The 25,582-nt window shown below is 70.3% G+C and carries 22 protein-coding genes; 15 read left to right on the top strand and 7 right to left on the bottom strand.

The window, feature by feature from the left end:
- Window positions 1–42 precede the first annotated feature (42 nt).
- The 4 genes from ACWEPG_RS22820 (at window position 43) to ACWEPG_RS22805 (ending at window position 4,495) form a co-directional block, all read left to right on the top strand.
- Window positions 43–1,647: a class I adenylate-forming enzyme family protein gene (locus ACWEPG_RS22820; RefSeq protein WP_452595415.1), complete on the top strand. Its 1,605-nt coding sequence runs from the start codon at window positions 43–45 to the stop codon at window positions 1,645–1,647.
- 38 nt (window positions 1,648–1,685) lie between these two features.
- The gene (gene guaA, locus ACWEPG_RS22815) at window positions 1,686–3,272 is read left to right on the top strand and encodes a glutamine-hydrolyzing GMP synthase (protein ID WP_450132488.1); all 1,587 of its coding nucleotides are present in this window, start codon (window positions 1,686–1,688) and stop codon (window positions 3,270–3,272) included.
- A 223-nt stretch (window positions 3,273–3,495) separates the two neighbouring features.
- A complete protein-coding gene (locus ACWEPG_RS22810) occupies window positions 3,496–4,005 on the top strand; it encodes a sigma factor-like helix-turn-helix DNA-binding protein (RefSeq protein ID WP_452595414.1) in 510 nt (169 codons plus the stop codon).
- Between the two features lie 100 nt (window positions 4,006–4,105).
- Window positions 4,106–4,495 (top strand): hypothetical protein, encoded by a 390-nt coding sequence (locus ACWEPG_RS22805; protein ID WP_452595413.1) that lies wholly within the window; start codon window positions 4,106–4,108, stop codon window positions 4,493–4,495.
- A 62-nt stretch (window positions 4,496–4,557) separates the two neighbouring features.
- Here the strand turns inward: ACWEPG_RS22805 and ACWEPG_RS22800 are convergent, their stop codons facing one another.
- Together ACWEPG_RS22800 and ACWEPG_RS22795 are read right to left on the bottom strand one after the other, a co-directional pair.
- Window positions 4,558–4,776: a hypothetical protein gene (locus ACWEPG_RS22800; protein WP_450113441.1), complete on the bottom strand. Its 219-nt coding sequence runs from the start codon at window positions 4,774–4,776 to the stop codon at window positions 4,558–4,560.
- Complete coding sequence (locus tag ACWEPG_RS22795; protein ID WP_452595412.1) at window positions 4,769–6,148, bottom strand: PspC domain-containing protein; 1,380 nt, start codon at window positions 6,146–6,148, stop codon at window positions 4,769–4,771. Before ACWEPG_RS22795 ends, ACWEPG_RS22800 begins: the two co-directional genes overlap by 8 nt.
- A gap of 130 nt (window positions 6,149–6,278) precedes the next feature.
- Here ACWEPG_RS22795 and ACWEPG_RS22790 point away from each other — a divergent pair, with 130 nt between their 5' ends.
- Both ACWEPG_RS22790 and ACWEPG_RS22785 read left to right on the top strand, forming a co-directional pair.
- Window positions 6,279–7,628 carry an ATP-binding protein gene (locus tag ACWEPG_RS22790; RefSeq protein WP_450132483.1) on the top strand — a complete coding sequence of 450 codons (1,350 nt, stop codon included), beginning with the start codon at window positions 6,279–6,281 and terminating at the stop codon, window positions 7,626–7,628.
- Between the two features lie 20 nt (window positions 7,629–7,648).
- Window positions 7,649–8,305, top strand: a complete 657-nt coding sequence (locus ACWEPG_RS22785) for a response regulator (protein ID WP_450113444.1) — start codon at window positions 7,649–7,651, stop codon at window positions 8,303–8,305.
- An 84-nt stretch (window positions 8,306–8,389) separates the two neighbouring features.
- On the opposite strand, the gene ACWEPG_RS22780 is transcribed toward ACWEPG_RS22785, so the two are convergent.
- From ACWEPG_RS22780 to ACWEPG_RS22770, 3 genes are all read right to left on the bottom strand, one after another.
- Window positions 8,390–8,614, bottom strand: a complete 225-nt coding sequence (locus ACWEPG_RS22780; RefSeq protein ID WP_450113445.1) for a hypothetical protein — start codon at window positions 8,612–8,614, stop codon at window positions 8,390–8,392.
- Window positions 8,611–10,332: an aa3-type cytochrome oxidase subunit I gene (gene ctaD / locus ACWEPG_RS22775; protein WP_450113543.1), complete on the bottom strand. Its 1,722-nt coding sequence runs from the start codon at window positions 10,330–10,332 to the stop codon at window positions 8,611–8,613. Before ctaD ends, ACWEPG_RS22780 begins: the two co-directional genes overlap by 4 nt.
- Before the next feature lie 224 nt (window positions 10,333–10,556).
- Window positions 10,557–11,726: a serine/threonine-protein kinase gene (locus ACWEPG_RS22770; RefSeq protein WP_450113544.1), complete on the bottom strand. Its 1,170-nt coding sequence runs from the start codon at window positions 11,724–11,726 to the stop codon at window positions 10,557–10,559.
- A gap of 244 nt (window positions 11,727–11,970) precedes the next feature.
- Here ACWEPG_RS22770 and ACWEPG_RS22765 point away from each other — a divergent pair, with 244 nt between their 5' ends.
- Genes ACWEPG_RS22765 through ACWEPG_RS22750 form a run of 4 tightly spaced genes read left to right on the top strand, consistent with a single transcriptional unit; the run spans window position 11,971 to window position 17,295 of the window.
- On the top strand, window positions 11,971–12,762 hold the full coding sequence (locus tag ACWEPG_RS22765; protein WP_450113446.1) for a hypothetical protein: 792 nt from the start codon (window positions 11,971–11,973) through the stop codon (window positions 12,760–12,762).
- Window positions 12,759–14,351 carry a DNA polymerase Y family protein gene (locus ACWEPG_RS22760; protein ID WP_452595411.1) on the top strand — a complete coding sequence of 531 codons (1,593 nt, stop codon included), beginning with the start codon at window positions 12,759–12,761 and terminating at the stop codon, window positions 14,349–14,351. The genes ACWEPG_RS22765 and ACWEPG_RS22760 overlap by 4 nt, the downstream gene beginning before the upstream one ends.
- 56 nt (window positions 14,352–14,407) lie before the next feature.
- Window positions 14,408–16,525, top strand: a complete 2,118-nt coding sequence (locus tag ACWEPG_RS22755) for a heavy metal translocating P-type ATPase (RefSeq protein ID WP_452595410.1) — start codon at window positions 14,408–14,410, stop codon at window positions 16,523–16,525.
- The gene (locus ACWEPG_RS22750; RefSeq protein ID WP_450113449.1) at window positions 16,522–17,295 is read left to right on the top strand and encodes an alpha/beta fold hydrolase; all 774 of its coding nucleotides are present in this window, start codon (window positions 16,522–16,524) and stop codon (window positions 17,293–17,295) included. Before ACWEPG_RS22755 ends, ACWEPG_RS22750 begins: the two co-directional genes overlap by 4 nt.
- Window positions 17,296–17,299: 4 nt before the next feature.
- Here the strand turns inward: ACWEPG_RS22750 and ACWEPG_RS22745 are convergent, their stop codons facing one another.
- Window positions 17,300–18,121 carry an AraC family transcriptional regulator gene (locus ACWEPG_RS22745; protein ID WP_452595409.1) on the bottom strand — a complete coding sequence of 274 codons (822 nt, stop codon included), beginning with the start codon at window positions 18,119–18,121 and terminating at the stop codon, window positions 17,300–17,302.
- A 24-nt stretch (window positions 18,122–18,145) separates the two neighbouring features.
- Here ACWEPG_RS22745 and ACWEPG_RS22740 point away from each other — a divergent pair, with 24 nt between their 5' ends.
- On the top strand, window positions 18,146–18,664 hold the full coding sequence (locus ACWEPG_RS22740; protein WP_450113451.1) for a hypothetical protein: 519 nt from the start codon (window positions 18,146–18,148) through the stop codon (window positions 18,662–18,664).
- Between the two features lie 72 nt (window positions 18,665–18,736).
- On the top strand, window positions 18,737–19,624 hold the full coding sequence (locus tag ACWEPG_RS22735) for a sucrase ferredoxin (RefSeq protein WP_452595438.1): 888 nt from the start codon (window positions 18,737–18,739) through the stop codon (window positions 19,622–19,624).
- Between the two features lie 46 nt (window positions 19,625–19,670).
- On the opposite strand, the gene ACWEPG_RS22730 is transcribed toward ACWEPG_RS22735, so the two are convergent.
- Window positions 19,671–21,782, bottom strand: a complete 2,112-nt coding sequence (locus ACWEPG_RS22730) for an MMPL family transporter (RefSeq protein ID WP_452595408.1) — start codon at window positions 21,780–21,782, stop codon at window positions 19,671–19,673.
- Between the two features lie 119 nt (window positions 21,783–21,901).
- Here ACWEPG_RS22730 and ACWEPG_RS22725 point away from each other — a divergent pair, with 119 nt between their 5' ends.
- From ACWEPG_RS22725 to ACWEPG_RS22715, 3 genes are all read left to right on the top strand, one after another.
- Window positions 21,902–23,065, top strand: coding sequence for an RNA-guided endonuclease InsQ/TnpB family protein (locus ACWEPG_RS22725; protein ID WP_452595407.1), 1,164 nt, complete (start codon window positions 21,902–21,904; stop codon window positions 23,063–23,065).
- 193 nt (window positions 23,066–23,258) lie between these two features.
- Window positions 23,259–24,263, top strand: coding sequence for a zinc-binding alcohol dehydrogenase family protein (locus ACWEPG_RS22720; protein ID WP_450133297.1), 1,005 nt, complete (start codon window positions 23,259–23,261; stop codon window positions 24,261–24,263).
- A 318-nt stretch (window positions 24,264–24,581) separates the two neighbouring features.
- Complete coding sequence (locus tag ACWEPG_RS22715; RefSeq protein WP_452595406.1) at window positions 24,582–25,571, top strand: linear amide C-N hydrolase; 990 nt, start codon at window positions 24,582–24,584, stop codon at window positions 25,569–25,571.
- Window positions 25,572–25,582 lie beyond the last annotated feature (11 nt).

Genomic DNA, 25,582 nt, shown 5'->3' with positions numbered 1-25,582 from the left:
GTCGGTGACCGAAACAACAATCCATTGATGCGGAGGCTGTCCATGAAGCCTGATTTGTCCGGACTATCCGATCTCGAGATCAATCTCGCCACCCGGGTCTCGGTCGGAGACGCACTGACCCGCTCGGCGAGGATGTTCGGGGCGCGGGCGGCGGTCGTCGATCGTGGAGACACCGTCACCTACCGTGACCTCGACACCGCCGCAGAGTCGGTCGGCCGGGCACTGCTCGACGCCGGTCTGGGGCATCAGCAGCCGGTCGCGATGCTGATGGGCAACTCGTGGCAGTTTCTGGCCACCTACTTCGGGTGTGCGAAGGCCGGACTCGTCGCGATGCCGGTGAACATCGTTCTCGCGCCGGAGGACATCGTGTGGATCCTGCGGGACTCCGGCGCCACCACGATCGTCGCCGACGCCGACTTCGTGCCGCTGATCGAGAAGATCCTCCCCACACTCGACACCGTGACGACCGTCGTGGTCTCCGGGGAGGGCGCGCCCGATGAGATCGCCGGGCGGCCGATCCTGCCGTGGACCGAGATCGCTTCCCGGACCGTGGACGGACCGCTCGAGGTCCTCGTCGACGACCGCGACACCGCACAGTGCCTCTACACCTCGGGCACGACCTCGCGGCCAAAGGGGGTCCTGACCAGCCACACCTCGCTGATGATCGGCGGACTGACCAATGCGTTGATGCAGGGTGCCGGGTGGGGCGGTGAGCCCGCGGTGCTGCTCAACGTGCTGCCGCTCTTCCACACCACGGGGCTGAACACACTGGTGATGCCGACGCTGTTCATCGGTGGCACCGTGGTGCTGCCGGGACCGTTCGATCCGGGTGCGGTTCTCGACGCGATCGAGACGCACCGGGTGACCACGGTGATGATGCTGCCGATCATGTACGCGGCCGCACTTGCCGCGCAGGGGCAGCAGGCCCGCGACCTGTCGTCGGTGCGCCTGGCCATCTACGCGATGGCCCCGATGCCCGCGACCCTGCTCGACCAGGTCGATGCGGCCTTCCCGAATGCGGCAGTGATCCTGGGGTCGGGTCAGACCGAGGTCGTGCCCGCGACCGTGCTGCAGTGGCCCGAGCACCGCGACACCAAGCCCGACTCGTGGGGGCCGGCGACGCCGACCGTCCAGGTCGGGATCATGGCCGACGGTGAGTTGACGGCCGTCGGGGAGAGCGGCGAGATCGTCTACCGCGGCCCCCATGTGTGCAGCGGCTACTGGAACAACGCCGACGCGAACACGGCGGCGTTCGCGCACGGCTGGTTCCACAGCGGTGACGTCGGGAATCTCGACGCCGAGCAGGTCGTCTGGTTCACCGATCGCCTCAAGGACATCATCAAGTCCGGTGGCGAGAACGTCTCGTCGGTGGAGGTCGAGCGGATCGTCGCCGCGGCACCCGGCGTTGTCGAGTGCTCCGTGGTCGGACTGCCGCACGAGCGGTGGGGTGAGGCGGTGACCGCGGTCGTCGTCGCGGCCGACCCGTCGGTCCCGGACCAGGAGGTCGAGGCGGCGGTCATCGCACATGCGAAGGCGCACCTGGCCGGATTCAAGGTGCCCAAGCTGGTCCTGGTGGTCGACGCGCTGCCCAAGACGGCGACCGGCAAGGCCCGCAAGCACGAACTGCGGGCCGCACTGCAGGCGTGAGGTCGGGGTGGGCGAGGCCACACACTAGACTGGGGGGCGTGGCAGACACCCAGCATTCCGGCCCCAGCCAGCAGAATCCGGTCCTCGTCGTCGATTTCGGTGCGCAGTACGCGCAGCTGATCGCCCGTCGGGTCCGTGAGGCCAGCGTCTACTCGGAGGTCGTGCCGCACACGGCGACCGTCGAGGAGATCGTGGCCCGCAAGCCGGCGGCGGTGATTCTGTCGGGTGGTCCCGCCAGTGTCTACGCCGAGGGCGCGCCGCAGCTCGACCCGCGGCTGTTCGATCACGACATCCCGGTCTTCGGCATCTGCTACGGCTTCCAGGCGATGGCGGGTGCACTCGGTGGCACCGTCACCCACACCGGGACCCGGGAGTACGGCCGCACCCAGCTCAGCGTCGACGGTGGCGTCCTGCACGAGGGCCTGCCGGTCACTCAGCCGGTGTGGATGAGCCACGGCGATGCCGTCACCGACGCCCCGGAGGGCTTCGAGGTGACGGCCACCAGCGCCGGTGCCCCGGTTGCCGCGTTCGAGGACCGGGCGCGGCGCCTGGCCGGCGTCCAGTACCACCCCGAGGTGCTGCACTCGCCGCACGGCCAGCAGGTGCTCACCCGCTTCCTGCGGGAGATCGCCGGCATCGCTCCGACGTGGACCGCGGCCAACATCGCAGACGTCCTGATCGAGCAGGTCCGCGAGCAGGTCGGTGACGGCAAGGCGATCTGCGGCCTGTCCGGCGGCGTGGACTCCGCGGTCGCGGCTGCTCTGGTGCAGCGCGCGATCGGTGACCGCCTCACCTGCGTTTTCGTCGACCACGGTCTGCTGCGGGCGGGCGAGCGCGAGCAGGTTCAGCAGGATTTCGTCGCGTCGACCGGGGCGAAGCTGATCACTGTCGATGCGGTCGACACCTTCCTGGGCGAACTGGACGGCGTCTCCGATCCGGAGGCCAAGCGCAAGATCATCGGCCGCGAGTTCATCCGCAGCTTCGAGGGCGCGGTCACCGAGGTGCTCGGCGAGTCCGCGGCCCACGGTGAGGCCGTCGAGTTCCTCGTCCAGGGCACCCTGTACCCGGACGTCGTCGAGTCCGGCGGCGGGACCGGCACCGCGAACATCAAGAGCCACCACAACGTCGGCGGACTGCCCGAGGACCTGCAGTTCTCCCTCGTGGAGCCGCTGCGGCTGCTGTTCAAGGACGAGGTCCGCGCGGTCGGGCGGGCGCTGGGCCTGCCCGAGGAAATCGTTGCGCGCCAGCCGTTCCCGGGGCCGGGTCTGGCGATTCGCATCGTCGGCGAGGTGACCCGTGAGCGGCTGACCCTGCTGCGGCAGGCGGACGCGATCGCTCGCGAGGAGCTCACCGCTGCCGGTCTCGACGGCCAGATCTGGCAGTGCCCGGTGGTGCTGCTCGCCGACGTCCGCAGCGTTGGTGTCCAGGGCGACGGCCGCACTTACGGTCACCCGATCGTGCTGCGTCCGGTCTCCAGCGAGGATGCGATGACCGCGGACTGGACCCGACTGCCGTACGACGTGCTCGAGCGGATCTCCACCCGCATCACGAACGAGGTGCCGGACGTCAACCGCGTCGTGCTCGACGTCACGAGCAAGCCGCCGGGAACCATCGAGTGGGAGTGACCTGACAGGTGAGGGCCCCGTGTTCGATCTTCGAACGCGGGGCTCTTCGCTTTTTCGGGAGTTGTGACGCGTCCGCAGGGGACGGTGACGGTCGGCATCTCCTCGTGCCCGGGATTTCTGGCAGCGCACTGTGTGCAGAGCAAGTTTTCTCCCAGCGGTCCCCAAGGTTCGCGGTGTCCAATGGGCGCCGGGCGGAGGAGGTCTCGGGGCGAAAGGAGAAACGATGGTTCACTCGGCGCGACAGGTCGACTACGGTGCGCTCGACCGCGGTGCCGGGAGGGTGCGCAGTCGGGCCGCCGAGGGTGACCTGGGTGCGCTGAGGGAGTTGGACGCCGCCACCCGCTCGTTCGCCACGCGGCTCTGCCGGGCGGAACTCGGTGCCGGCCTGGGCATGCGGGAAGCGGATCGGATTGCGGCCGAATCGGTTCCCGTCGCGATCGCGGCGATGCTGGCCGATCCCGGCGCCTCCCCACTGCGGGTTGCCTACACCGAGACGGTGCTCGGGATCGAGTCGGCGCGGCCGGCGGCCGGGCTCGCCGTCCTCCCCGATCGGCTTCACGGGCTCACCCGGCACGAACGGGACGTGCTGGTGCTGAGGATTCCGGTCGGCCTCACCGTGGAGCAGACCGCCGAGGCGTTGGCCTGTACTGTCCACCGGATCCGGCTCGACCAGCACGCGGCGCTCGGCGCCCTGCGTCGCCTCGTTCCGAGCGATTCATCGATTCACAGCTGATTGTCAGGGTCGTCGGTCCTTCGGCGGAGTTGACTTGACGGTGGAGGGAGAGTTTGCGGCTCCCCGCCGCGCCTCCCTCGCGTACGAGGAAGGATCGACGATGAATATCGCAACGAGGAAGCGTGCGGGGACGCTTCTGGTCAAGAGTGCCCTCATGGGCGTCGCTGTCGTGATGCCCGTGGTCGCCCTGGCGGGACCCGCCGCGGCTGCGTCCGGGCCCGCGCAGGTGGTCCCACAGGTCCAGGTGGACCGGCATCACCGCGACGGCGGTGACGGATGGAACCAGTGGAACCGTCCGCGCTGCGGCGACGACTGGAACCGCTGCGGGCCGCGCTGCGGCGGCGACGACTGGAACTGGAACGGGAACCGCTGCGGCGGGCCGGAAGGGGGCTGGCAGCAGGGGCCGCAGTTCAACCAGTTCGGCCAGTTCAACCAGTTCAATCAGTTCGGCGGCCTGCTCGGGCCGTTCGGGGGGCTGTTCGGCAGCTGAACCCAACACGACGCACCGGTCATCGTCTGCGGTGACCGGTGCGTCGTGTTCGGGGTTCCAAGCTACTTTCGTCGGCCCGGTGAGACGACCAGGACAACGCCGACGACGACGGCGGCGAGGACGAGCAGCCACTTGAACTGCCAGTCGCCGAGGGCGCCCAGGTGGTCCGGACCGATGAATGCCCACACGCTGACGAGGAGGGCGGCCAGCCCCGACAGGAGCAGGACTGCGGACGGTCGCCGGGTGCCGGCCGTCTCGGTGGATTCGCTGTTCTCAGCCACGGCGGACCTCCATGTCTCCCATTCGGCCGTTCATGTTGAGGGTCAGGACGGGGCCGCCGGTGCCGTCGGCGCCGCCGTTGAGCCCCTCGGGCAGGCACTTGACGTCACCGACTGCCATCGAGCAGTGGTTGACGACGTCCATGTTCTCCGGGACCAGTACCGTGAAGGTTGCGAAGCCCGAGGTGATGTCGACGGTCTTGTCTCCGGTGAGGGTCACGCCGCGGAGGTCGAGCGTGAAATCGCCCAACTGGCCGGAGTATTCGGGTGCGATCTCCGCCGCGGAGACCGGAGTCCAGGTGCGGGTGCCGACGTTCTGGCTGTTCCAGTCGACCGGGCCGACCAGTGACGCGAGGATCACGAACCCGATCAGCGGGCCCGTCACCACGAGCAGGCCGTAGCCGCGGCGCAGGAACGCACCGACGACGAGGCCGACGCCGATCACCGCCAGGCCGACGGCCCCGATCCGGCCGGGGGACATCCACTCCCAATCGGTGGCGGTGCCGATCGCCCAGGCGGCGACCGACGCAAGGATGGCCAGTCCGAGCACGACCGACGTCAGCCGGGACCTCGGTCGGGGCGGTGTCGTGACCACCGGCGCCGTGACGGGTGCGGGCTCGGGCAGATCCCACGCGAACGGGGCGACTCCGAGCGGATCCCAGGCGGGCGGGGTGGGGGTGTCGGAGGCGGTCGGAGTGAACACGTCTGTGTTCGTGGGTGATTCACCTGTTCGCGCCGGTTCGCCGCTCTGCGGCGACGTGTCCTCGGTCGTTGCGCTCGGCGGCTGGGCGCCGGTGTCGGGTGCGGACGGTTCGTACGTCTTCGGCAGGGTGGTGAAGACTCCGGGGGGCGTGTAGGCGGTGCCCGCAGCGGGCGGGTACGCACCGGGGAAGACCGTGGCGGGTGGAGTGATGCCGTACCAGGGATCGGCGCCGCCCGGAACGGCCGGCGGGTGCGGCCTGCGCTGGAACAGGAGCCACAGCCCGCCCAGCATCAACGCCATGCTGACCAGACCGGATCCGCCCATTCCGATACCGATCGGTCCGAGTGTCGACATCGCGATCAGCAGCGCGACGACGAGGACGATCGTCTTGGTGCCGGACTCCGAACTCTGTCCCCGTCCGAGCAGTGACTCCGCTGCCGAGGACGGGTCGCCTGCGCGCGGCAGTACCAGCCAGCAGGCCAGATAGAGGACGATGCCGGCCCCACCGAACAGGGTGGAGACGACGAAAGCCACCCGCACCAGTACGGGGTCGACGTCGTAGCGGTGGCCGATCCCGGCCGCGACGCCGGCGATCGGTCCCTGCCGGGGCAGCCGCACGGGCCGGGTTCGCCACAACTGGTTCAGCTGCTCGGAGAAGCTCGGTGTGCTCATGTCGTCCATCGTGGCGGGCACGGACCCCCGGCACATCAGGGACGAACCCTGATCTTTGCCCCCGAGCGGGCCGACGGATCAGGGTCAACCCTGATGCGCCCGCCCGCGTGGGCGTGCCACCATCGATGGTGTGCAGCCGATTCCGCATGCCCACATCCCGGGCGAGGTGACCTGGCCCCGACTCGAACGTCGCGTCGGGGGTCGGGTGATCGGTGGTGTCGCGGGCGGCGTCGCCGATCATCTGGGCATCGACGTGTTCAAGGTGAGAGTGGCGTTCGTCCTGCTCGGTGCGCTCGCCGGTTCCGGCATCGTCGCGTACGGCCTGCTGTGGATCTTCACCCCGCCCGGCAGTGACACCGAGCGGCCGAGCCCCGCGGAACGCCGTCGTGCCCTCGGGTTGGCGGTGCTCGGCCTCGCGCTTTCGGGTGGGCTGGCGATCCTCGTCAGCGGTACCGCGGCGGAGGTACTGGTCCCGGTCGTCGTCGTCGCCATCGGCGCGGCCCTGGTGTGGCGTGAGTACGACTCCGACGGCCCGCGATCGGCATTCGGGTTGCCGCAGAGCCCGACGGTGCTCACCTGGGCCCGGGTGCTCGGCGGCATCTCGCTGATCGTGCTCGGCCTCGGTGTGGTGATCCTCGCTCGGGTGGACCTGGCGTCGCTGCGCTCATCGGTGCTCGCCGTGGTCGTCACCCTGGTCGGCATCGGGCTGCTGAGCGTGCCGCTGTGGCTGCGGTTGTGGCGTGACCTCGGGCAGGAGCGGTCGGCGCGGATCCGCAACGAGGAACGCGAGGAGATCGCCTCGCATCTGCACGACTCGGTCCTGCAGACCCTCGCGCTGATCCAGAAGCAGGCCGACCGCCCGCAGGAGGTGCTTCGGCTGGCGCGCGGTCAGGAACGCGAACTGCGCAAGTGGCTGTTCGGGGAGGGCGAGGCGGCCCACGCGAGCCTTGCGGAGGCGCTGCGCACCATCGCCGGGGAGGTCGAGGACCAGCACGGTATCGCGGTGCAGACGGTCACGGTCGGTGATGTGCGATTGGACGTCCCGGAGGAGGAGTCGGGTCTGCCGAAGGAGGCGGTCACCGCGATCCTCGGCGCCACAAGGGAGGCGCTGGTCAACGCGGCCAAGCATTCCGGTGAGTCGACGGTCGACCTGTTCGCGGAGTCCGACGCCACGCAGGTGAACGTGTTCGTGCGAGATCGGGGTGTCGGATTCGACGCGGCGGCGGTTCCTGCGGACCGCCAGGGGCTGGCGAAATCGATCCGGGCGCGGGTCGAGCGCCGCGGCGGCGAGGTCGTGGTGGACTCCGCGGTGGGACGCGGCACCGAGATCCGGATCGGGATGCCCCTGGGAGCACCGGAATCCGGAGACGGGGCCGGAACCTCGGCGAAGGCACAGGGCAGTGACCAGTCGTCGCAGACGGGTGGGGACCCCCTAGAGTCGGTGGTGCCCGAGACCCCGATGAAGGAGCAGCGCAGGTGACGTCGTCCGGAGGACACGAGGTGGTTTCGCCAGGTCCCGGTTTTCGTGTCTTTCTCGTCGACGATCACGCGGTCTTCCGGTCCGGGGTGCGTGCGGAACTCGCGTCGGAGCCCGACATCGAGGTGGTCGGTGAGGCCGGGGGAGTCGCCGAGGCGATCGCCGGGATCAACGCGTCCGCGCCCGATGTGGTGCTGCTGGACGTGCACATGCCGGACGGCGGCGGAGTGGCGGTGCTCCGCGGTATCGACCCCGGCCCGGTGTGCCTGGCGCTGAGCGTCTCCGATGCCGCGGAAGACGTCATTGCGGTGATCCGATCGGGTGCCCGCGGCTACGTGACCAAGACCATTTCCGGCCGCGAACTCGCCGACGGGGTGCGCCGGGTGGCGGGCGGGGACGCGGTGTTCAGTCCACGCCTGGCCGGATTCGTCCTCGACTCCTTCACCGGACGGTCCTCGGCACCCGAACCACCACTGGACCCGGAACTGGATTCGTTGACCCCGCGCGAACTCGAGGTGCTGCGGCTGCTGGCTCGCGGCTACACGTATCGCGAGATCGCCGAGTCCCTGGTGATCTCGGTCAAGACCGTCGAGACACACGCCTCGAACGTGTTGCGAAAGACGCAGCAGTCCAACAGGAATGCCCTGACCCGTTGGGCGCACCGGCGTCGGATCGAGTAGCCACGTCCGGGATCGAGTTCCGGTGCTTGCGGATTCGACGACGCCGCCGGCCCGCGGAGGATGCGGGCCGGCGGCGTCGTCGGTTCAGGGGCAGGTGCGGTGCACGTCGAGTCCGCCGGCGCGAGCCCGGCGCACCACCCACACCAGTGCGGCCGCGACGAGGGCGAGAGCGGCGGGGGCCGGGACCAGCAGCGGCGAGGCCAGCGTCGCCACCAGGACGAGCATCGGTACCAGCAGTGTGCCGGGGTGGGGCCGGAAGGTCGGGGTGACCTGCCGGTCCAGCCAGGCCGGCGCCGGGCCCGCCCTCACGGCCCGACCTGCGCGGGTGCCACGGTGTGGCCGCGGCCGACGTGAGCCTCGGCGCGCATCCGGTCGACCATGTGCGGGTAGTGCAGCTCGAACGCCGGGCGCTCGGAACGGATCCGGGGCAGTTCGGTGAAGTTGTGCCGCGGCGGCGGGCAGGAGGTGGCCCATTCGAGCGAATTGCCGAAGCCCCACGGGTCGTCGACCGTGACGACCTCGCCGTAGCGGTAGCTCTTGAAGACGTTCCAGATGAACGGCAGCGTCGAGGCCCCGAGGATGAACGCACCGATCGTCGAGATCATGTTCAGCGAGGTGAAGCTGTCCGACGGCAGGTAGTCCGCGTAGCGACGCGGCATGCCCTCGTTGCCCAGCCAGTGCTGCACCAGGAAGGTGGAGTGGAAGCCGAGGAACGTGAGCCAGAAGTGCCACTTCGCCAGGCGCTCGTCCATCATCCGTCCGGTCATCTTCGGGAACCAGAAGTAGATGCCGGCGTAGGTGGCGAACACGATGGTGCCGAAGAGCACGTAGTGGAAGTGGGCGACCACGAAATACGAGTCGGTCAAATGGAAGTCGAGCGGCGGGCTGGCGAGCAGGACACCGGAGAGGCCGCCGAAGAGGAACGTCACCAGGAAGCCGACCGAGAACAACATCGGTGATTCGAATGTCAGCTGACCGCGCCACATGGTGCCGATCCAGTTGAAGAACTTCACGCCGGTCGGGACCGCGATCAGGAACGTCATGAACGAGAAGAACGGCAGCAGGATGGCGCCGGTGGCGTACATGTGGTGCGCCCACACCGCGATGGACAGGGCGGCGATGCCGAGGGTGGCGTACACCAGGCCGCTGTAGCCGAAGATCGGCTTGCGTGAGAAGACCGGGAAGATCTCCGACACGATGCCGAAGAACGGCAGTGCCAGCACGTACACCTCGGGATGGCCGAAGAACCAGAACAGGTGCTGCCACAGGATGACTCCGCCGTTGGCGGGGTCGAACAGGTGCGCGCCGAAGTGGCGGTCGACGAACACGCCGAGCAACGCCGCGGCGAGCAGCGGGAAGATCATCAGCGCAAGCAGGCTGGCGACGAGGGTGTTCCAGGTGAAGATCGGCATCCGGAACATGGTCATGCCGGGGGCGCGCAGGCACACGATCGTCGAGATCAGGTTGACCGAGCCCAGGATCGTGCCGAGGCCGCCGAGTGTCAGGCCGATGATCCACAGATCGGCACCGGCGCCGGGCGAGTGGACGGCGTCGGTGAGTGGAACATATGCGGTCCAGCCGAAGTCGGCGGCGCCGCCGGGGGTGACGAAGCCGGCGGAGGCGATCAGTCCGCCGAACAGGTACATCCAGTAGCTCGCCGCGTTCAGGCGGGGGAAGCAGACGTCGGGGGCGCCGATCTGCAGTGGCATCAGGTAGTTGGCGAAGCCGAAGAAGATCGGTGTCGCGTACAGCAGCAGCATCACCGTGCCGTGCATGGTGAACAGCTGGTTGTACTGCTCGTTCGACAGGAACTGCATGCCCGGCACCGCGAGTTCGGTGCGGATCAGCAGGGCCATCAGGCCGCCGATGAGGAAGAACGCGAACGACGTGACGATGTACATGATGCCGAGCGTCTTGTGGTCGGTCGTGGTGAGGATCTTGACGATCGCCGAGCCCTTCGGCGCCCGCCCGGGTGCCGGGCGGGCGGCCTCGATCGATGCTGGGGGGCGGGGTGCGAGATCAACCACGGCGCACGCTCGCGGCGCCGTGGTTTCCTCGGATCTCGGATTGTCTGTGCTCACGCATGGATCGGATGATTGTCCTGCCCTGCCGCGCGGTGCCAGAGTCGAAGGTCCCTAGGCGGACTGGGAGGAGGATCACAGTCTCGATCCGGGGTGACGGCTCGCCGGATCATTTGGGGGAGGGTAGATTTCGTCCGGCTGTGTGACGGGTGGACCTACGGTCGGGCAGGTCAGACCACGAGGGCGACGATCAACACCACGATCAGCAGGGCTGCCACCGCGAGGGCGGCGATCAGCGGCACCGGCAGGCCGGGTCCGGACTTCGTCGACTCGAATGCCGGCGGCTGGGGGAGCCCCGGACTCGGGCGGTGCACGGACTGCAGGGGTACCGCTTGCGGGGCGGCGGGTAGGCCGCTGGCGGTGCTCGTGGGTAGCCGGCGCGCGGACCGGGCCGGGCCGCTCGATGCGCCCCGGCGGGCCCAGAACGGGACCGTCCCGTCCGCCTCGCGGAGCGGGGCGTCGAGGACGTATGCGATGTTGACGCCGGCGCCGGCGGCACTGCGCGCCAGCAGATCCCGCGCCTCGGCCATGGTGGGACGCCGGGTCGGGTCGGGTTCGAGCATGCGCAGCAGGACGTCGGTGATCTCACCGCTACGGACCGGGCGCATGATCTGTGCCTTGGCCACTCGGTGCAACAGGGCGAGGGTGTCGTCGTCGATGCCGAACGGCGGTTGCCCCTCGGTAGCGGTGTACAGGGTGGCGCCGAGCGAGAACACATCGGACGCCTCGGTCGGGTCGGCGCCGCGCGCGACCTCGGGCGCGAAATAGGCCGGGGTGCCGGTGATCACGGAACTCTGCCCGGGCTGGGTCTCGCCTTTCGCGCGCGAGATACCGAAGTCGCTGATCTTGACGGTGCCTGCGTCGGGTCCGCGGTCCGCGATCAGGATGTTGCCCGGTTTGACGTCACGGTGCACGATGCCGGCGGCATGCGCGGCGACGAGGGCGTCGGCCACCTGCGCACCGATCTGGGCGACCTGCAACGGGGGAAGGGTCTCGGTGACGTTCAGCGCCTGCGCCAGGCTGCGGGAGGGCATGTGCTCCATCACCAGCCACGGATCGTCGCCTTCGAGCGTGACGTCGTACATCGCGATGGCGTGCGGGTGGGACAGGCGGGCGGCGAGGCGGCCCTCGCGCATCGCGCGGGCCCTCACGTCCGCGGCGGCCTCGGCGGTGAGGCCGGGCGGAAAGCTGATCTGCTTGATGGCGATCTCGCGGTCGAGGAGGGTGTCGTGGGCGAGCCAGACCGATCCCATTCCGCCGCCGCCGAGTTTCGAGCGCAGGCGGTGGCGACCGGCCACCAGATGGTCCGGTCCGACGATTCTCTGCCCCTGCTCCGCCACACCCGCGAGGGTAGACGACGCCCCCGCGGTGTCGACGTCCGGCGCCGTGAACTGCGGTTTCTTCACGCCTTGACGGAGTCGGCGGGACGGGCTTTACTGAAAGTGTTCGAATATGTGTTCGATGCCTGATTGTTTGATGTCCGGTGTTCGATGTTCGGTGGTCCCGTGTCTTCCCCCACGGCGGTGCCCACGACCTCGTTCTGTGTTGTGTGGACGTTTGTGTTGTGTGTGGACGGAGTGTGCGGTGGGTGGTCTCGCTGTCGACCTGGCCGGGTTGTCCCGGCAGGAGCGGCTCGAGCAGTTGCGGCGGCAGATCGCCGCGGTGCCGGCGCGGGGCGAGTCGGTCGCGACCCGGCCGGATCGGTCGGCTCCCGGGCGTGAGGCTCCCGGGGCGGCCGCCGAGCGTCCGGTCTTGCCCGTGCCCGAGGCCCTGGCCGACCTGCTTCCGCAGGGAGGGCTTCCCCGGGGGGCAGTGGTCACCGTCTCCGGCGCCGGGTCGCTTCTGGTGGGCCTGCTCGCCTCGGTGACCGCCTCCGGGGGGCACGCGGCGGTGATCGGGCATCCTCGGCTCGGTCTGCTCGCGGCGGCCGAGATGGGCGCCGAACTGGGCCGGCTGGCGGTGATCCCGGACCCGGGGCCCGATCCGGTGGAAGTCGCGGCGGTGCTGCTGGACGGACTGGACCTGGTGGTGCTGGGTCTCGGCGGGCTCGCGGTGCCGCCGTCACGGGCCCGGGCGGTGGTTGCCCGGGCCCGGAGCAAGGGCGCGACGCTGGTGGTGACCGGTGGCGGCTGGAGCGGGGCGGAGGTCCGGCTCGACGCCACCGTCCGCGGCTACGACGGGCTGGGAGGTCACGACGAATCGGGGTGTGGGCGTGGCCGGTTGCGGGGTCTGCGACTTGCGGTCGGCGCCGAGGGGCGGGCCTTCCAGCGGCGGACCGCCAGCGTGGACCTGTGTCCGCGTCGGGGTCGGGTGGAGTGGGTCGCCGAAGTCGCCCCACCGCAGCGGCTGCCGAGTGTCGAGGGCGGTGTGGCATGAGCGCGGGAACCGGATCGCGGGTGTTGGCGCTGTGGTGCGCTGACTGGCCTGCGGTCGCCGCCGCCGCGACCACGGATCTGTCGCCGGCCGAGCCGGTGGCGGTGGTCTCCGGCAACCGGGTGGTCGCGTGCTCGGCGACCGCCCGTGCCGAGGGGGTCGGGCCGGGCCTGCGGAGGCGGGACGCGCAGGCCCGGTGTCCGCGACTGCACGTGCTGCCCGCGGACGAGGGCCGCGACGCCCGGGTGTTCGAGCCGGTGGCCGCGGCGGTCGATGCGGCGGCACCCGGGGTGGAGGTGCTGCGACCCGGGTTGCTGGTGCTCGCCGCGCGCGGGCTCGCCCGGTACTTCGGCTCGGAGGAGGCCGCCGCGGAACGGCTGGTCGACGAGGTCGCGGCGGTCGGGGTCGAGTGCCAGGTCGGGATCGCGGACGAACTGTCCACCGCCGTCGTCGCGGCACGGCGGTCGGCGCTGGTTCCCCCGGGGAGCGGTGCCCGGTTCCTGGCTCCGCTCCCGGTCGCGGAACTCGCCGCCGAGCCGGCGCTGGCGGGGCGGGACCGGATCGACCTGGTCGATCTGCTGCACCGGCTCGGGCTGCGTACCGTCGGGGATTTTGCCGCTCTGACCCCGGTCGCGGTGGCCTCCCGGTTCGGCGCGGACGCGGTGGCGGCCCATCGCAGCGCGCGCGGCGAGCCGGAGCGCCCGCCGTCGGCGCGACCGTTGCCGCCCGATCTCGAGGTGGAGTTGCGGTGCGATCCGCCGGTGGACCGGGTGGACGCGGCCGCTTTCGCGGGCCGTGCGTTGGCCGAGCGTCTGCACGCGCGACTGTCGGCCGCGTCGGTGGCCTGCACGCGGCTGGCGGTGCACGCGAGCACCGGTCACGGTCAGCACCTTTCGCGCATCTGGCGGTGTGCGGAGCCGTTGACACCGGAGGGCACCGCGGACCGGGTGCGCTGGCAGCTGGACGGCTGGTTGACCGGCCGGAGCGAGTCCCGCCCCACTGCGGGAATCGAATTGCTGCGGCTCGAGCCGGTGGAGGTGGTGGCGGCAGGGGCGCTGCAACTCGGGTTGTGGGGCGGCGTTGGGGCGGAGGACGAGCGCGCCCGCCGCGCCCTGGTCCGGGTGCAGGGGCTGCTCGGCGGGGACGCAGTGCGGGTCGGGGTGCTCAGCGGTGGCCGCGGACCGGGGGAGCGGGTCACTGTCGTGCCGTTGGGTGACGAGGCGGTGCCGCACAACGATCCCGCGGCGCCCTGGCCGGGACGGTTGCCCGAGCCTGCGCCCACCGCGGTGCTGCCGGTTCCGCCGTCGGTGGAGCTCGAGGACGCCGCGGGAAATCCGGTGAGGGTGACCGATCGGGGCGAGTTCGGTGCACGTCCCGCCCGGTTGCGGTGGGGCGCCCGCAGCTGGAATCTGCTCGGCTGCGCGGGCCCCTGGTCGGTGGACGAGCGGTGGTGGGATCCGGCCGCGGCCCGGAGGGCGGCGCGGGCGCAGGTCCTGCTCGGTCCGGGAACCGGTGTCGGGGACGGTGCGCCGCGAGCGCTGCTGGTGCTCTTCGACGGGGCCGGGTGGTGTGTGGAGGGAACCTACGAGTGACGGGCCGGGCTCGCGGCTCCGTTGCAATATACCCACCGGGGGTATATTCTCGCGGCATGAACTCCGCTCACGGAAGTCATACCGGCCACCTGGACCACGGTGCCGCCGAGCACGCCCACTCCGGGCATCCCGGCCCCGCTCACCCGGGCCACGGCGACCACGCCGGCCACAGTGACCACGCCGGTCACGGCGACCACGCCGCCCGGTTCGGCCGGCTGTTCCGGATCATGCTCGTGCTGGCGGTGCCCGTCGTCCTGGCCAACGCGATGTTCGCCGACCTGGTCGGTTACTCCCTGCCGCACGACGGGCCGGTCACCTGGATCTCGCCGCTGCTCGGCACGGTGATGTACCTGTGGGGCGGACGGCCGTTCCTCGCCGGAGCCGTCGACGAGATCAAGGCGCGCCAACCCGGCATGATGCTGCTGATCGCGCTGGCGATCACCGTGGCGTTCGTCGCGTCCTGGGGTGCGACCCTCGGGCTGCTCGCCCACGACCTCGACTTCTGGTGGGAACTGGCGCTTCTCATCGTGATCATGTTGCTCGGCCACTGGATCGAGATGCGCTCGCTCGGGCAGGCGTCGAGCGCACTGGACTCGCTGGCGGCACTGCTGCCGGACGAGGCCGAGCGGCTCGATGCCGACGGTGTCGCGGAAATCGTGCCACTCACGGCGCTGCAGGCAGGGGATCTGGTGATCGTCCGGCCCGGCGGGAGGGTGCCTGCGGACGGGACCGTCGTCGACGGCGCGGCGGACGTCGACGAGTCGATGATCACCGGCGAGTCCGTCGCCGTCCGGCGAACGGTCGGCGACCGGGTCGTCGCCGGGACCGTCACCACCGATTCGGCGTTGCGCGTGCAGGTCACGGCGATCGGGGAGGACACCGCGCTCGCCGGGATCCGTCGTCTGGTCGCGGAGGCCCAGAACTCGACCTCCCGCGCCCAGGTCCTCGCCGACCGGGCAGCCGGGTGGCTGTTCTGGTTCGCGCTGGTCGCCGCGTTGCTCACCGCCGCGGCCTGGCTGCTGCTCGGTGAACCCGAGTCGGCGGTCACCCGCACCATCACCGTGCTCGTCATCGCCTGCCCGCACGCGCTCGGTCTCGCGATCCCACTGGTGGTGTCGATCGCCACCGAACGTGCGGCCCGGGCCGGCGTGCTGATCACCGACCGCCGCGCACTCGAGGCCATGCGCACCGTGGATGCCGTGCTGTTCGACAAGACCGGCACCCTCACCCGCGGCGAGCCCGCGGTCGTCGAGGTGCTCCCCGCGTCCGGGCGCACCGCGGGAGAGGTGGTCGCCGCGGCCGCCGCGGTCGAACACGACAGCGAACACCCGCTGGGGCGTGCCGTCGTCGCGGAAGCCGGAGCGCGCGGACTGACGGTGCCCGCGGCGTCGGAATTCCAGGCGCGCAACGGGGTCGGGGTCACCGCCGTCGTCGACGGGGCGACGGTGAGTGTCGGCGGTCCCGGCATGCTCGCCGCGCACGGGCTGGACGCACCCGGCATTGCCCCGAAGGCGTCGGGAGCGACTGTGCTGCACGTGATTCGGGACGGAGAGGTGATCGGGGCACTGGCGCTGGCCGACGCGGTCCGCCCCGAGTCGCGGCAGGCGATCGACGCCCTGCACGCACGCGGCGTGCACGTCGCGATGATCACCGGCGATGCGCAGGCGGTGGCGGATTCGGTGGCCGCGGACCTGGGCATCGACGAGGTGTTCGCGGGCGTGCTGCCGCAGGACAAGGGGGCCAAGGTCAAGTCGCTGCAGGCGGCGGGCCGCACGGTGGCGATGGTCGGTGACGGCGTCAACGACGCGCCCGCGCTGGCACAGGCCGACGTGGGCCTGGCGATCGGCGCAGGCACCGACGTCGCGATCGCCTCGGCCGGAGTGGTGCTCGCCAGTGACGATCCGCGGTCCGTCCTTTCGGTCGTCGAACTCTCCCGCGCCACCTACCGGAAGATGATCCAGAACCTCACCTGGGCGGCCGGGTACAACGTGATTGCGGTGCCGCTCGCCGCCGGTGTGCTCGCGCCGTGGGGGATCACCCTGCCGATGGAGGTGGGGGCGCTGCTGATGTCGGCGTCCACGGTTGTCGTCGCGCTCAACGCCCAACTGCTGCGGCGCCTCGACCTGCGTCCCTCCGCCGTCATACGGGGGACTAACCTTTCACGAGAAACATGAGCGGTGCGAAGGATGGGTCTGATTCGATGATGGCGACGGCGACGGCCACCCTCGGAGGCGTCGAGATCCACTACCGCGACTCCCACGGCCCGGACCCGGTTCCCGTGCTGCTGGTGCACGGCATGGGCGGCGACGGCCGCACCTGGGACCGCTTCGCCCGCAACCTGATCGGTCGCGGCCGCCGGGTGATCACCGCAGACCTGCGTGGCCACGGCCGCAGCACGCACACCCCCAGCTACCTGTTCCACGAGTTCGGTGCCGACCTGCTGGCCCTGTGCGACCACCTGGCGCTGGACCGGGTGGACCTGGTCGGCCACTCGCTCGGGGGGCACGCGGTGTCCCTCGTCGCCCAGTCCCGGCCGGACCTGGTGCGGCGGCTGGTGCTCGAGGAGGCGCCGCTGCCGCTGCGAGCGGGGGAGGAGATGGGGACGCTGACCCGGCGGCTGCCGTCGCCGGTGGAGTTGTGGCACGCGGTGACCAGCCTGGTCCGCAGTCCCCGCGCGACATTCGCGTTCGACCGCTCGATGACCGCGTCCGCGCTCGACCAGTTCCACACCCCGCACCCCGACTGGTGGGAGGCTCTGCCGTCGATTGCCGCGAGGACCCTGCTGGTCACCGGAGGCCCCCGCGGCATGGTGCACCCGGCGCGGCTCGACGCCGCGCTCGCCGCGATCCCGGACAGCCGGACGGTGACGATCGACGTCGGGCACAGCGTGCACCGCGACCGGCCCCGCGAGTTCGCGGCCACCGTCGGCCGGTTCCTCGGCTGAGGCCCTAGCCCCGCCGTCGCCCGCCGAGTTGACGGACGTAGGTCGCCGGTGGGGTGCCGACCGCGGCGGTGAACGCGCGCACGAGGTGCGCCTGGTCGCTGAACCCCAACTGGTGGGCGAGTTCGGTCCACACCAGGGGCGTTCCACCGTGCGCCTGCGCGGCCGCGTCGAGGAGTCGATGCCGCTGGATCACCCACTTCGGTCCGATTCCGACGTACTCCGTGAACAATCGCTGCAGGGTTCGCACGCCGGTTCCGGTGCGGGTCGCCAGCTGATCGACCCGATGCAGCGAGCGGTCCGTCTCGATCAGCGTGACCAGCCCGTCCACCTCGTCGACCGTCGGATCGGGTCGAGGAGCACAACGTTCCAGGTAGTCCTCGACGAGTGCGGTCATCTCGTCGTCGTCGGTCGTGCCCAGTGCGGCGGCGGCGACGGGAGCGTCGTCGCGGCCCACCAGCGGCCCGGCCGGCTGCACCGTGCCCTCCAGCGCGCCGACACTCGATCGCAGGAACGGGTGGAATCCGCCCGCCCGGAACGCCACCCCGATCACGTGCCCGGTGCCGGTCAGCGTCCGGTGGAACGGTGCCCGGTTCACCCCGTGCACCAGCAGGCGGCCCTGCTCGGCGGCGAGGTGGATCTTCGGCTGTGGGAGCACCTGCTGGTCGCGGCTGCCCGGCTCCGTCCAGTGCACGATCCACAGGTACTCGACGAACGGACGCAACGACTCTCGGGGAAAGCGTCGTGCCACGGTGATGGTCTGCGCGGCCTCGTCCGGTCGCACGATCGCCTCCGGCACTCCGCGCGGTTGGTTCGCCCTGTCGGTCACGATCACCGAGCTTAGGATCGCCGGGTGACACTCACCGCGCTCGACGGCAAACTCATCGGCTGGGCAGCCGCGTACGTGCTCTCCCAGGCGAACATCATCCGGCTGCTCGGACCGGCGGGGTCGAAGCTGCTCGCCACCCAGACCGCGCTGTCCGCGCACCGGTACCGCGCTGTCCTCGACAGCATGGACGAGACCGAAACCGCACGGTTCCGCAGTCATTTCGCACCCGACATGGTGCATCCGGTGATCTACGCGTCCGCGCTGTACACCGGCGGTGCCCGGCTGGCGCAGCTCACCGACCTGTCGCCGGGCACCCGGACCGCCCTGCGGGTGGCGCCGGTGGTCGCGGCGGCGTGCGACTACGTCGAGAACGTCGTCGACCTGCACCTGCTCGACCACCGCGAGGCCGTCACCGACGCCCGGGTCCGGGCGATCACGGCCGTCAGCACCACCAAGTGGGTGCTGAGCATCGGCACGCTCGCCTACCTGGCGCAGGGATTCGTGCGAGTCCGGGCGCGGATGGCGACCGGCCGTCGCCACTGACCCGGGTCGCGCGGGGGAGCCGGGGCCGAGGGCAGAATGGGCCGGGTGAGCCAGGCGACGACGACCGACGACATCTACCCGACCGTGCCGGAGCAGCGGACCTGTTCGGCGCTGTCCGCGCTCGACGAGCCGCTGCCGGGTACCGCCGCGCAGGTGACCGCCTGGCTGTGCCTCGAACATCCGGGGCCGTGGGGGCGGGACGTGTTCTCCGGTCAGGCTCTCGGCTTCGACCTGTCACCGCGCCTGCAGGCGCACACCGAGGCGTCCGGGGTGCGGCTGATGCTGATCCGGCGGCCCGGCCGCACCGTCGTCGGTTCGCGCCGCACGGTGTTGTTCGCGCGGTCCGCCCCGGACGGCACCTGGTGCGAACGCTTCGAGGTCGCCGAGCCCGAAGACCTGCTCGATCTGGACCTGACCGTGACACCCGCGGCGCCCGGGCTCGGCACCGAGGTCGCCGACCCGGTGGCGTTGGTGTGTGCGCACGGCAAGCGCGACCAGTGCTGCGCGGTGCTCGGCAGGCCCGTCGCCGCGGAGCTGGCCGCCGAGTTCGGGGACGCGGTGTGGGAGTGCTCGCACACCGGCGGGCACCGTTTCGCGCCGTCGCTGATCCTGCTGCCCACCGGGTACACCTACGGGCGGCTCTCCCCGGAGGAGTCCGTGGCGGCGGTCGAAGCCGCCGGCCGCGGCGAGGTGTACCGGACCGGCCTGCGCGGCCGCAGCTGCTGGTCGCCCGCCGAGCAGGTCGCGGAAATCGCGGTCCGCGAACAGGTTTCGGCGGGGACATCCGATCTGGTCGTGACGGGGCCGCCGGAGTGCCCGGTGGTCCGGCACCGGGACGGCCGGTCCTGGAGCGTGCCGGTCACCGGTGCCGACCTGCCGCCGCGTCCGGCCAGCTGCGGCGCCGAGGCGAAGCCGGTGCGCGCACTCGTCGCCGGCGAGGTGACCCGCACGGCGCGGTGAGCAGAGGCCAGCTCCGCTGCGCGAGCGCCGCAGGCGCCCTGGCGATTCAGTGGCCGATGCCGACCTTCTGGTGGATCTTGCGCATCCACGCCGGGGCCCACCAGTTCGCCTCGCCCATCAGCTTGACCAGTGACGGCACCAGCAGCATCCGCACCACCGTGGCGTCGACGATCAACGCGATGATCATGCCGACCCCGAGGAAGCGCATGATCGACAGGCCCGACGTCATGAAGGCGCCGGTGACGATGATCAGCAGCGCCGCGGCCGCGGTCACGATCCGGCCGGTCCGGGCGGTACCGATGCGGACGGCCTCCTCCGTGCTGGCGCCGTTCTCACGGGCCTCGACCATCCGCGACATCAGGAACACCTCGTAGTCGGTGGACAGTCCGAACACGACCGCGAGGATCAACACCACGAACGTCGGTTCGAGCGGGTTCGGGGTGACGCCGAGCAGGTCTGCACCATGGCCGAGCTGGAAGATCCAGGTGAGCAGGCCGAACGTTGCGGCCAGGCTCAGTCCGGCCATCGCGACCGCCTTGACCGGCAACACGACCGATCCGAACGCGAGGAACAGCAGCACCAGCGTCGAGACCACCATGATGGTGAGCATCAGCGGAAGGTGGCTGACGATCGACGAGTTGGTGTCCTCGGTGAGGGCTGCGCCGCCACCGACCATCACCTCGGTTCCCGTGGGCGGGTCGATCGCGCGCAGTGCCTTCACGGTGTCGGCCGGCGGGACGTCGTTGGTGAACGTGGCGGTCAGGATCGACACATCGCCCGGCGACGCGGCCAGTTTCACCTGCGCGACGCCGTCGAGATCGCGGACGTCGCGGGTGAACTCGGTCAGCTGCGGGGTGGTCGGCGGGTTGCCGTCCTGGCCGCGCAGCAGGACGCTCGCCCCGGTACCCGCGGAGTCGAATTCGGTGGCGAGGGTCTCGGCGGCGATCCGGGAGGGGTCGTCCTTGGGTAGCACGGTGTAGGTGACCTCGCCGAGGGCGACGCGCAGCAGCGGTGAGGCCAGCACGAGCAGGCCGGCGATGATCGTGACGGAGAAGACGACCGGTCGGCGCATCACCGTGGTCACGACCCGGCTCCAGAACCGGGCGGCGCGCTCCTCTCCGCGTTCGACGGCGCCGCGACGCCAGGCGAGGGAGTTGACTCGGTGACCCAGGATCGCGAGCAGCGCCGGGACGGCCGTCAGCGACAGCAGTGCCGCGCTCGTCACCGCGGCGATCGCGCCGAATCCGAGGGAGCGGATCACCGGCTGCGGGAACACCAGCATTCCGGCGAACGCGCACACCAGCAGAAGTCCGGAGAACATCACCGTGCGCCCGGCGGTGAGCACCGTGCGCTGCACCGCCGCGGCGGGCTCACTGCCGCCGGCGAGTTCCTCGCGGAACCGGCTGACGATGAACAGGCCGTAGTCGATCGCCAGTCCGAGGCCGAGCAGCGACGCCACGTTGAGGGCGAACGAGGAGACCTCGGTGAGCTCGGTGAGCAGGCGCAGTGTGCCGAGGGCGCTGAACACGGTGAGCATGCCGACGAACACCGGGATTGCGGCGGCGGTGACGGTGCCGAATACGACCACCAGCAGCAACAGGGTGATCGGCAACGCGATCGCCTCCGCCTTCACCAGGTCGTTCTGCAGGTGCTGGTTGAACGAATGCCCGACGAGGGTGCCGCCTGCGAATTGCGTCTCGATGCCCGGCGGGCTCAACGATGACTGCATCGCCTCGAGGTCGGCGACGGTGGGGCCGGCGTCCCAGTCGACGAACACGGTCGCCAGTGCCTTCGTGCCGTCCTCGGAGAGCAGCGGTTTCGCGGACGCCGGGTCCAGGGACCAGTACGAGGTGACCGAGCGGGTGGGCCAGTCCTGCCGGAAGTCGGCCAGGGTCTGCTGGACCTCCGGGCCGATGTCGCCGACGGTCCTGCCCTCGGGAACCGAGTAGATCGCCACGATGTCCGGTGACTGTGGACCGAGTTCGCGGCTGACCAGCATACTGACCTGCGCGGACTCACTGTTCGGGTCGTAGTAGCCTTCCTGGCTCATCTTCCCGAACACCCCCAGCCCCCACAAACCGGCGGCCACGACGATGAGAACGGCCAGCGCCAGTACCCACCACTTCCTTGCGACAACGAATTCGGCCCAGCGCGTCATCTGATACTCGGCGCGGATACTCCCTCATTCACGAGGGAGAGGAAGCGCCGGCCTCCTTTCCAGAAGTGTGATGGTGATGTCGAGGAAACGTGTCAGTGGGGTCGGTTAGCGTGCCGGGCATGGGGATCGAGGTGGTGCGCTACAACTACCGGTTGCGGCCGGGAGCCACCGCCGAGCATGCCTTGCTCGAGGAGTGGCATCGCTGCCGCTTCCTGTGGAACGAAGCCGTCCACCGGTTCAGTTCTGGTGTTCAGTCGACGTTTGCGAAACTCAGTAAGCAGTTGACCGAAGCCCGGGCACGCTCGTCGTGGCTGCGGGACGGTTCCCAGGTGGCCCAGCAGCAGATGCTGCGCACCTACGCGAAGGCGTTGGAGGACTCGTTCACGGTCAAAGGGCGGGGCCGACCCCGCTTCAAGGTGCGGAAGAAATCCTTGCCGTCGCTCGAGTACACCCGTCGCGGGTTCCGGATCCGTGACGGCCGGTTGGTGTTGCCCAAAGGTGTGAGTATTCCTGTGGTGTGGTCGCGGGCACTGCCGTCGGAGCCGACGAGCGTGCGTATCACCCGCGATTCGTTGGGGCATTGGTATGCCTCGTTCGTGGTGACCCGCGGAGCCGAGCCGATCCCGGTGGCCGATCCGGACAGTGGTGTCGGGATCGATTGGGGTGTGACCCGTACCGCCACGGCCACCAAGGAGCGTTTCGATCTGCCGCATCACGGGCACCGGCATCGGTGCGCGGCGGAGTTGGCGAAAGCGCAGCGCCGGATGGCGCGACGCAGCCGCGGGAAAGGGCACGCCCCGTCGAAGGGCTACCGGCAGGCCCGTACGCGTGCCGCGAAGGTGCAGAAGAAGGCGGTCCGGCAGAACCGGCACCACGGCAGGATCTGGGCGAGAACCGTCGTCGACGAACATCACCTCATCGCGGTGGAGGACTTCAAACCCAAGTTTCTGGCGAAATCCACGATGGCACGGAAGGCCGCGGATGCCGCGGTCGCCACGGTGAAACGGGAGTTGATCGAGCAGGGCAGGCGGGCCGGCCGGAAGGTGGTGTTGGTGCGGCCCGCGTACACGAGCATGACGTGTTCGAAGTGTTTCGCGAGAGCCAAGCAACGCCTCGAACTCGATGAACGGACTTTCCGGTGCTGTGCGTGCGGGCACACCGCGTGTCGGGATCGGAACGCTGCCAGGGTGGTTCTGGCTGTGGCGGAGCGTGGCCACACCGGTGTCGACGACGTGAGTCAAGCGGATTACCTCCCCCCGGGTGGTGGTGTGGTTGCGGTCTGAGTCGGAAATCTTCTGCCTTCAGGCAGGAGAGGCGTTAATGAATTGGCATCCTCGTCAGGTCGTGTGGTCGGGTCAGGGGGCACGAGCGCCATGACTCTACCGACGGGATCCTGAGGCGATCCTGAGGCGTTGTTCACGGGTGGCGCACGGCCGACGATCGGGGGACAGTGGACGGGTGAACCTCCCCGGCACGATGACCGGTTGGCGGGTGCGCGAGCCCGGACCGATGCGCAGCAGGCCGCTCGCTCAGCTGACGATGCCGGTTCCCGAGCCCGCGCCGGACGAACTGCTCGTCCGGGTCCTGGTGTGCGGCGTGTGCCGCACCGACCTGCACGTGACCGAGGGCGATCTTCCGGTGCACCGGGCGTCCGTCGTACCCGGGCACGAGGTGGTCGGGGAGGTCGTCGGCTGGGGCGACCGGGCCGGGGAGGGGTTCGGGTTGGGGGACCGGGTCGGCATCGGCTGGCTGCGCGGCACCTGCGGAGTGTGCCGTTACTGTCTGCGCGGCGACGAGAACCTATGTCCCGATTCGCGATACACCGGCTGGGACGTCGACGGTGGCTACGCGCAGTACGCGGTGGTGCCCGCGGCCTTCGCGCACCGGCTGCCGGACGGCTACCTGGACGAGGAGCTGGCGCCACTGTTGTGCGCCGGGATCATCGGCTACCGCGCCCTGAAGTGTGCGGCGGTCCCGGATGGGGGACGGTTGGGGATCTACGGATTCGGCGGCAGCGCGCACCTGGCCGCGCAGGTCGCCCTGGCCCGCGGCGCCGAGGTGCACGTGATGACACGGGGGGAGCGCGCCCAGCGACTGGCTCTCGAACTCGGCGTGGCGTCGGTGCAGGGCCCGTCGGATCCGCCGCCGGTGCCGCTGGATTCGGCGATCCTGTTCGCTCCGGTCGGCACCCTGGTCCCGCCCGCGCTGGCCGCGCTGGACCGCGGCGGCACCCTCGCGGTCGCAGGCATCCACCTGACCGACGTGCCGCGGCTGAACTACCAACAGCACCTGTTCCAGGAGCGGACGCTGCGGTCGGTCACCGCGAACACCCGGGCCGACGCCCGCGAGTTCCTCGAATTCGCCGGTCGCCACCGGCTTCTCGTCACAGCCAACGCCTACACCCTCGACGAGGCGGATCGCGCGCTCACCGACCTGAGGGAGGGCCGAGTCGTGGGGGCGGCCGTGCTCATCGCCGGCTGACGGTGGTCGAGCGAGCGAGCGTGCGTGCGGCCAGGCCCGTTTGCCACGGTGTCGCCCCCTCCCGCAATCTCTCGGCGCCGCCCTGCCCGAGCCCCCGCGTCTCCCCGGGCGGCGGAGCGGGGACGGCGACTCCGCGATCTCGAGGTCAATCCTCCCGTGTCGTAACGGCATTGACCGTGCGGTGGGGCGGTGGCGACGCGCCCGGGGAGTCCCGCGAAGGGGCGCGTGACGCCGATGTCCCTGTTATCGTTCGGCAAACCCAGTTTCGAATCTCGACGAAGAATGCCGGTTCTTTCGACGGTTACGGAAGGTGGAGTTATGTGTACGAGGGTGATCTGGCCGGACGCCGCGGGAGCCGTGCTCGTCGGGCGCAACATGGATTATCACCGAGACACCGGGACGAACCTGTGGTCGCTCCCCCGGGGAATCGAGCGCAACGACGGCGTCGGCGGTTCGCTCGCCTGGACCGCGAAGTACGGCAGTGTCGTCGCCGGTGCGTTCGACATGATGACCGTGGACGGCATGAACGAGGCGGGACTGGCGGGCCACATCCTCTGGCTCGCGGAATCCGAGTACGGCACCCATGACACGTCGCGGCCGGGTCTGAGCATGGCGGTCTGGCTGCAGTACTTCCTGGACAATTTCTCCACGGTCGCGGACGCCGCCGCGTGGATCATCGAGTCCCAGGTGCAGGTCGTACCGCTCGGAGATCCGGCGACCGGCGAGGTGCCCGCGGTGCATCTCGCACTCGACGACGCGACCGGCGACTCGGCGATCATCGAGTACATCGACGGCAAGGCGACCGTGTGGCACGACCGCGAGTATCGCGTGATGACCAATTCCCCGACCTACGACAAGCAGCTCGAGCTGCTCAAGGAGGTCGACGGCTTCGGTGGCGACAAGCCCCTGCCCGGGACCACTCTCGCAGCCGACCGCTTCGCGCGCGCCGCCTACTACGTGGGCCGGTTGCCCGAACCCAAGACCGAGGTCGAGGCGGTCGCGGGAATGTTCAGCGTCATCCGCAACGCCGCGCAGCCCTTCCGGATCCCCGATCCCGACAAGCCGTATGCGTCGCAGACGATTTGGCAGACCGTCGCAGACCTGACCAACAAGCGATACGTCTTCGACTCGACCACGCGGCCCAACATCGTGTGGGTGGACCTCGACAAGCTGGACTTCGGTGAGGGTGCGCCTGCGGGCAGGCTCGACCTGATGGGGGATACGTCGCTCGAGGGCGGTCTCGCCGGAAACGTCACCGGCCGCTTCGAGGAAACCGCCCCGATGCAGTTCCTGACCCTGCCGTCCTGATCCGGGACAGC

This window comes from Rhodococcus sp. NPDC004095, from assembly GCF_053604015.1.
Note: the sequence above shows the minus strand (reverse complement) of the source record. Positions and strands in the feature narration are given on the sequence as shown.

Coding starts and splice junctions, on each gene's coding strand:
- ACWEPG_RS22820 (WP_452595415.1), top strand. CDS start 43: ATGAAGCCTGATTTGTCCGGACTATCCGATCTCGAGATCAATCTCGCC.
- ACWEPG_RS22810 (WP_452595414.1), top strand. CDS start 3,496: ATGGTTCACTCGGCGCGACAGGTCGACTACGGTGCGCTCGACCGCGGT.
- ACWEPG_RS22805 (WP_452595413.1), top strand. CDS start 4,106: ATGAATATCGCAACGAGGAAGCGTGCGGGGACGCTTCTGGTCAAGAGT.
- ACWEPG_RS22795 (WP_452595412.1), bottom strand. CDS start 6,148: ATGAGCACACCGAGCTTCTCCGAGCAGCTGAACCAGTTGTGGCGAACC.
- ACWEPG_RS22760 (WP_452595411.1), top strand. CDS start 12,759: ATGAGCGCGGGAACCGGATCGCGGGTGTTGGCGCTGTGGTGCGCTGAC.
- ACWEPG_RS22755 (WP_452595410.1), top strand. CDS start 14,408: ATGAACTCCGCTCACGGAAGTCATACCGGCCACCTGGACCACGGTGCC.
- ACWEPG_RS22750 (WP_450113449.1), top strand. CDS start 16,522: ATGAGCGGTGCGAAGGATGGGTCTGATTCGATGATGGCGACGGCGACG.
- ACWEPG_RS22730 (WP_452595408.1), bottom strand. CDS start 21,782: ATGACGCGCTGGGCCGAATTCGTTGTCGCAAGGAAGTGGTGGGTACTG.
- ACWEPG_RS22725 (WP_452595407.1), top strand. CDS start 21,902: ATGGGGATCGAGGTGGTGCGCTACAACTACCGGTTGCGGCCGGGAGCC.
- ACWEPG_RS22720 (WP_450133297.1), top strand. CDS start 23,259: ATGACCGGTTGGCGGGTGCGCGAGCCCGGACCGATGCGCAGCAGGCCG.
- ACWEPG_RS22715 (WP_452595406.1), top strand. CDS start 24,582: ATGTGTACGAGGGTGATCTGGCCGGACGCCGCGGGAGCCGTGCTCGTC.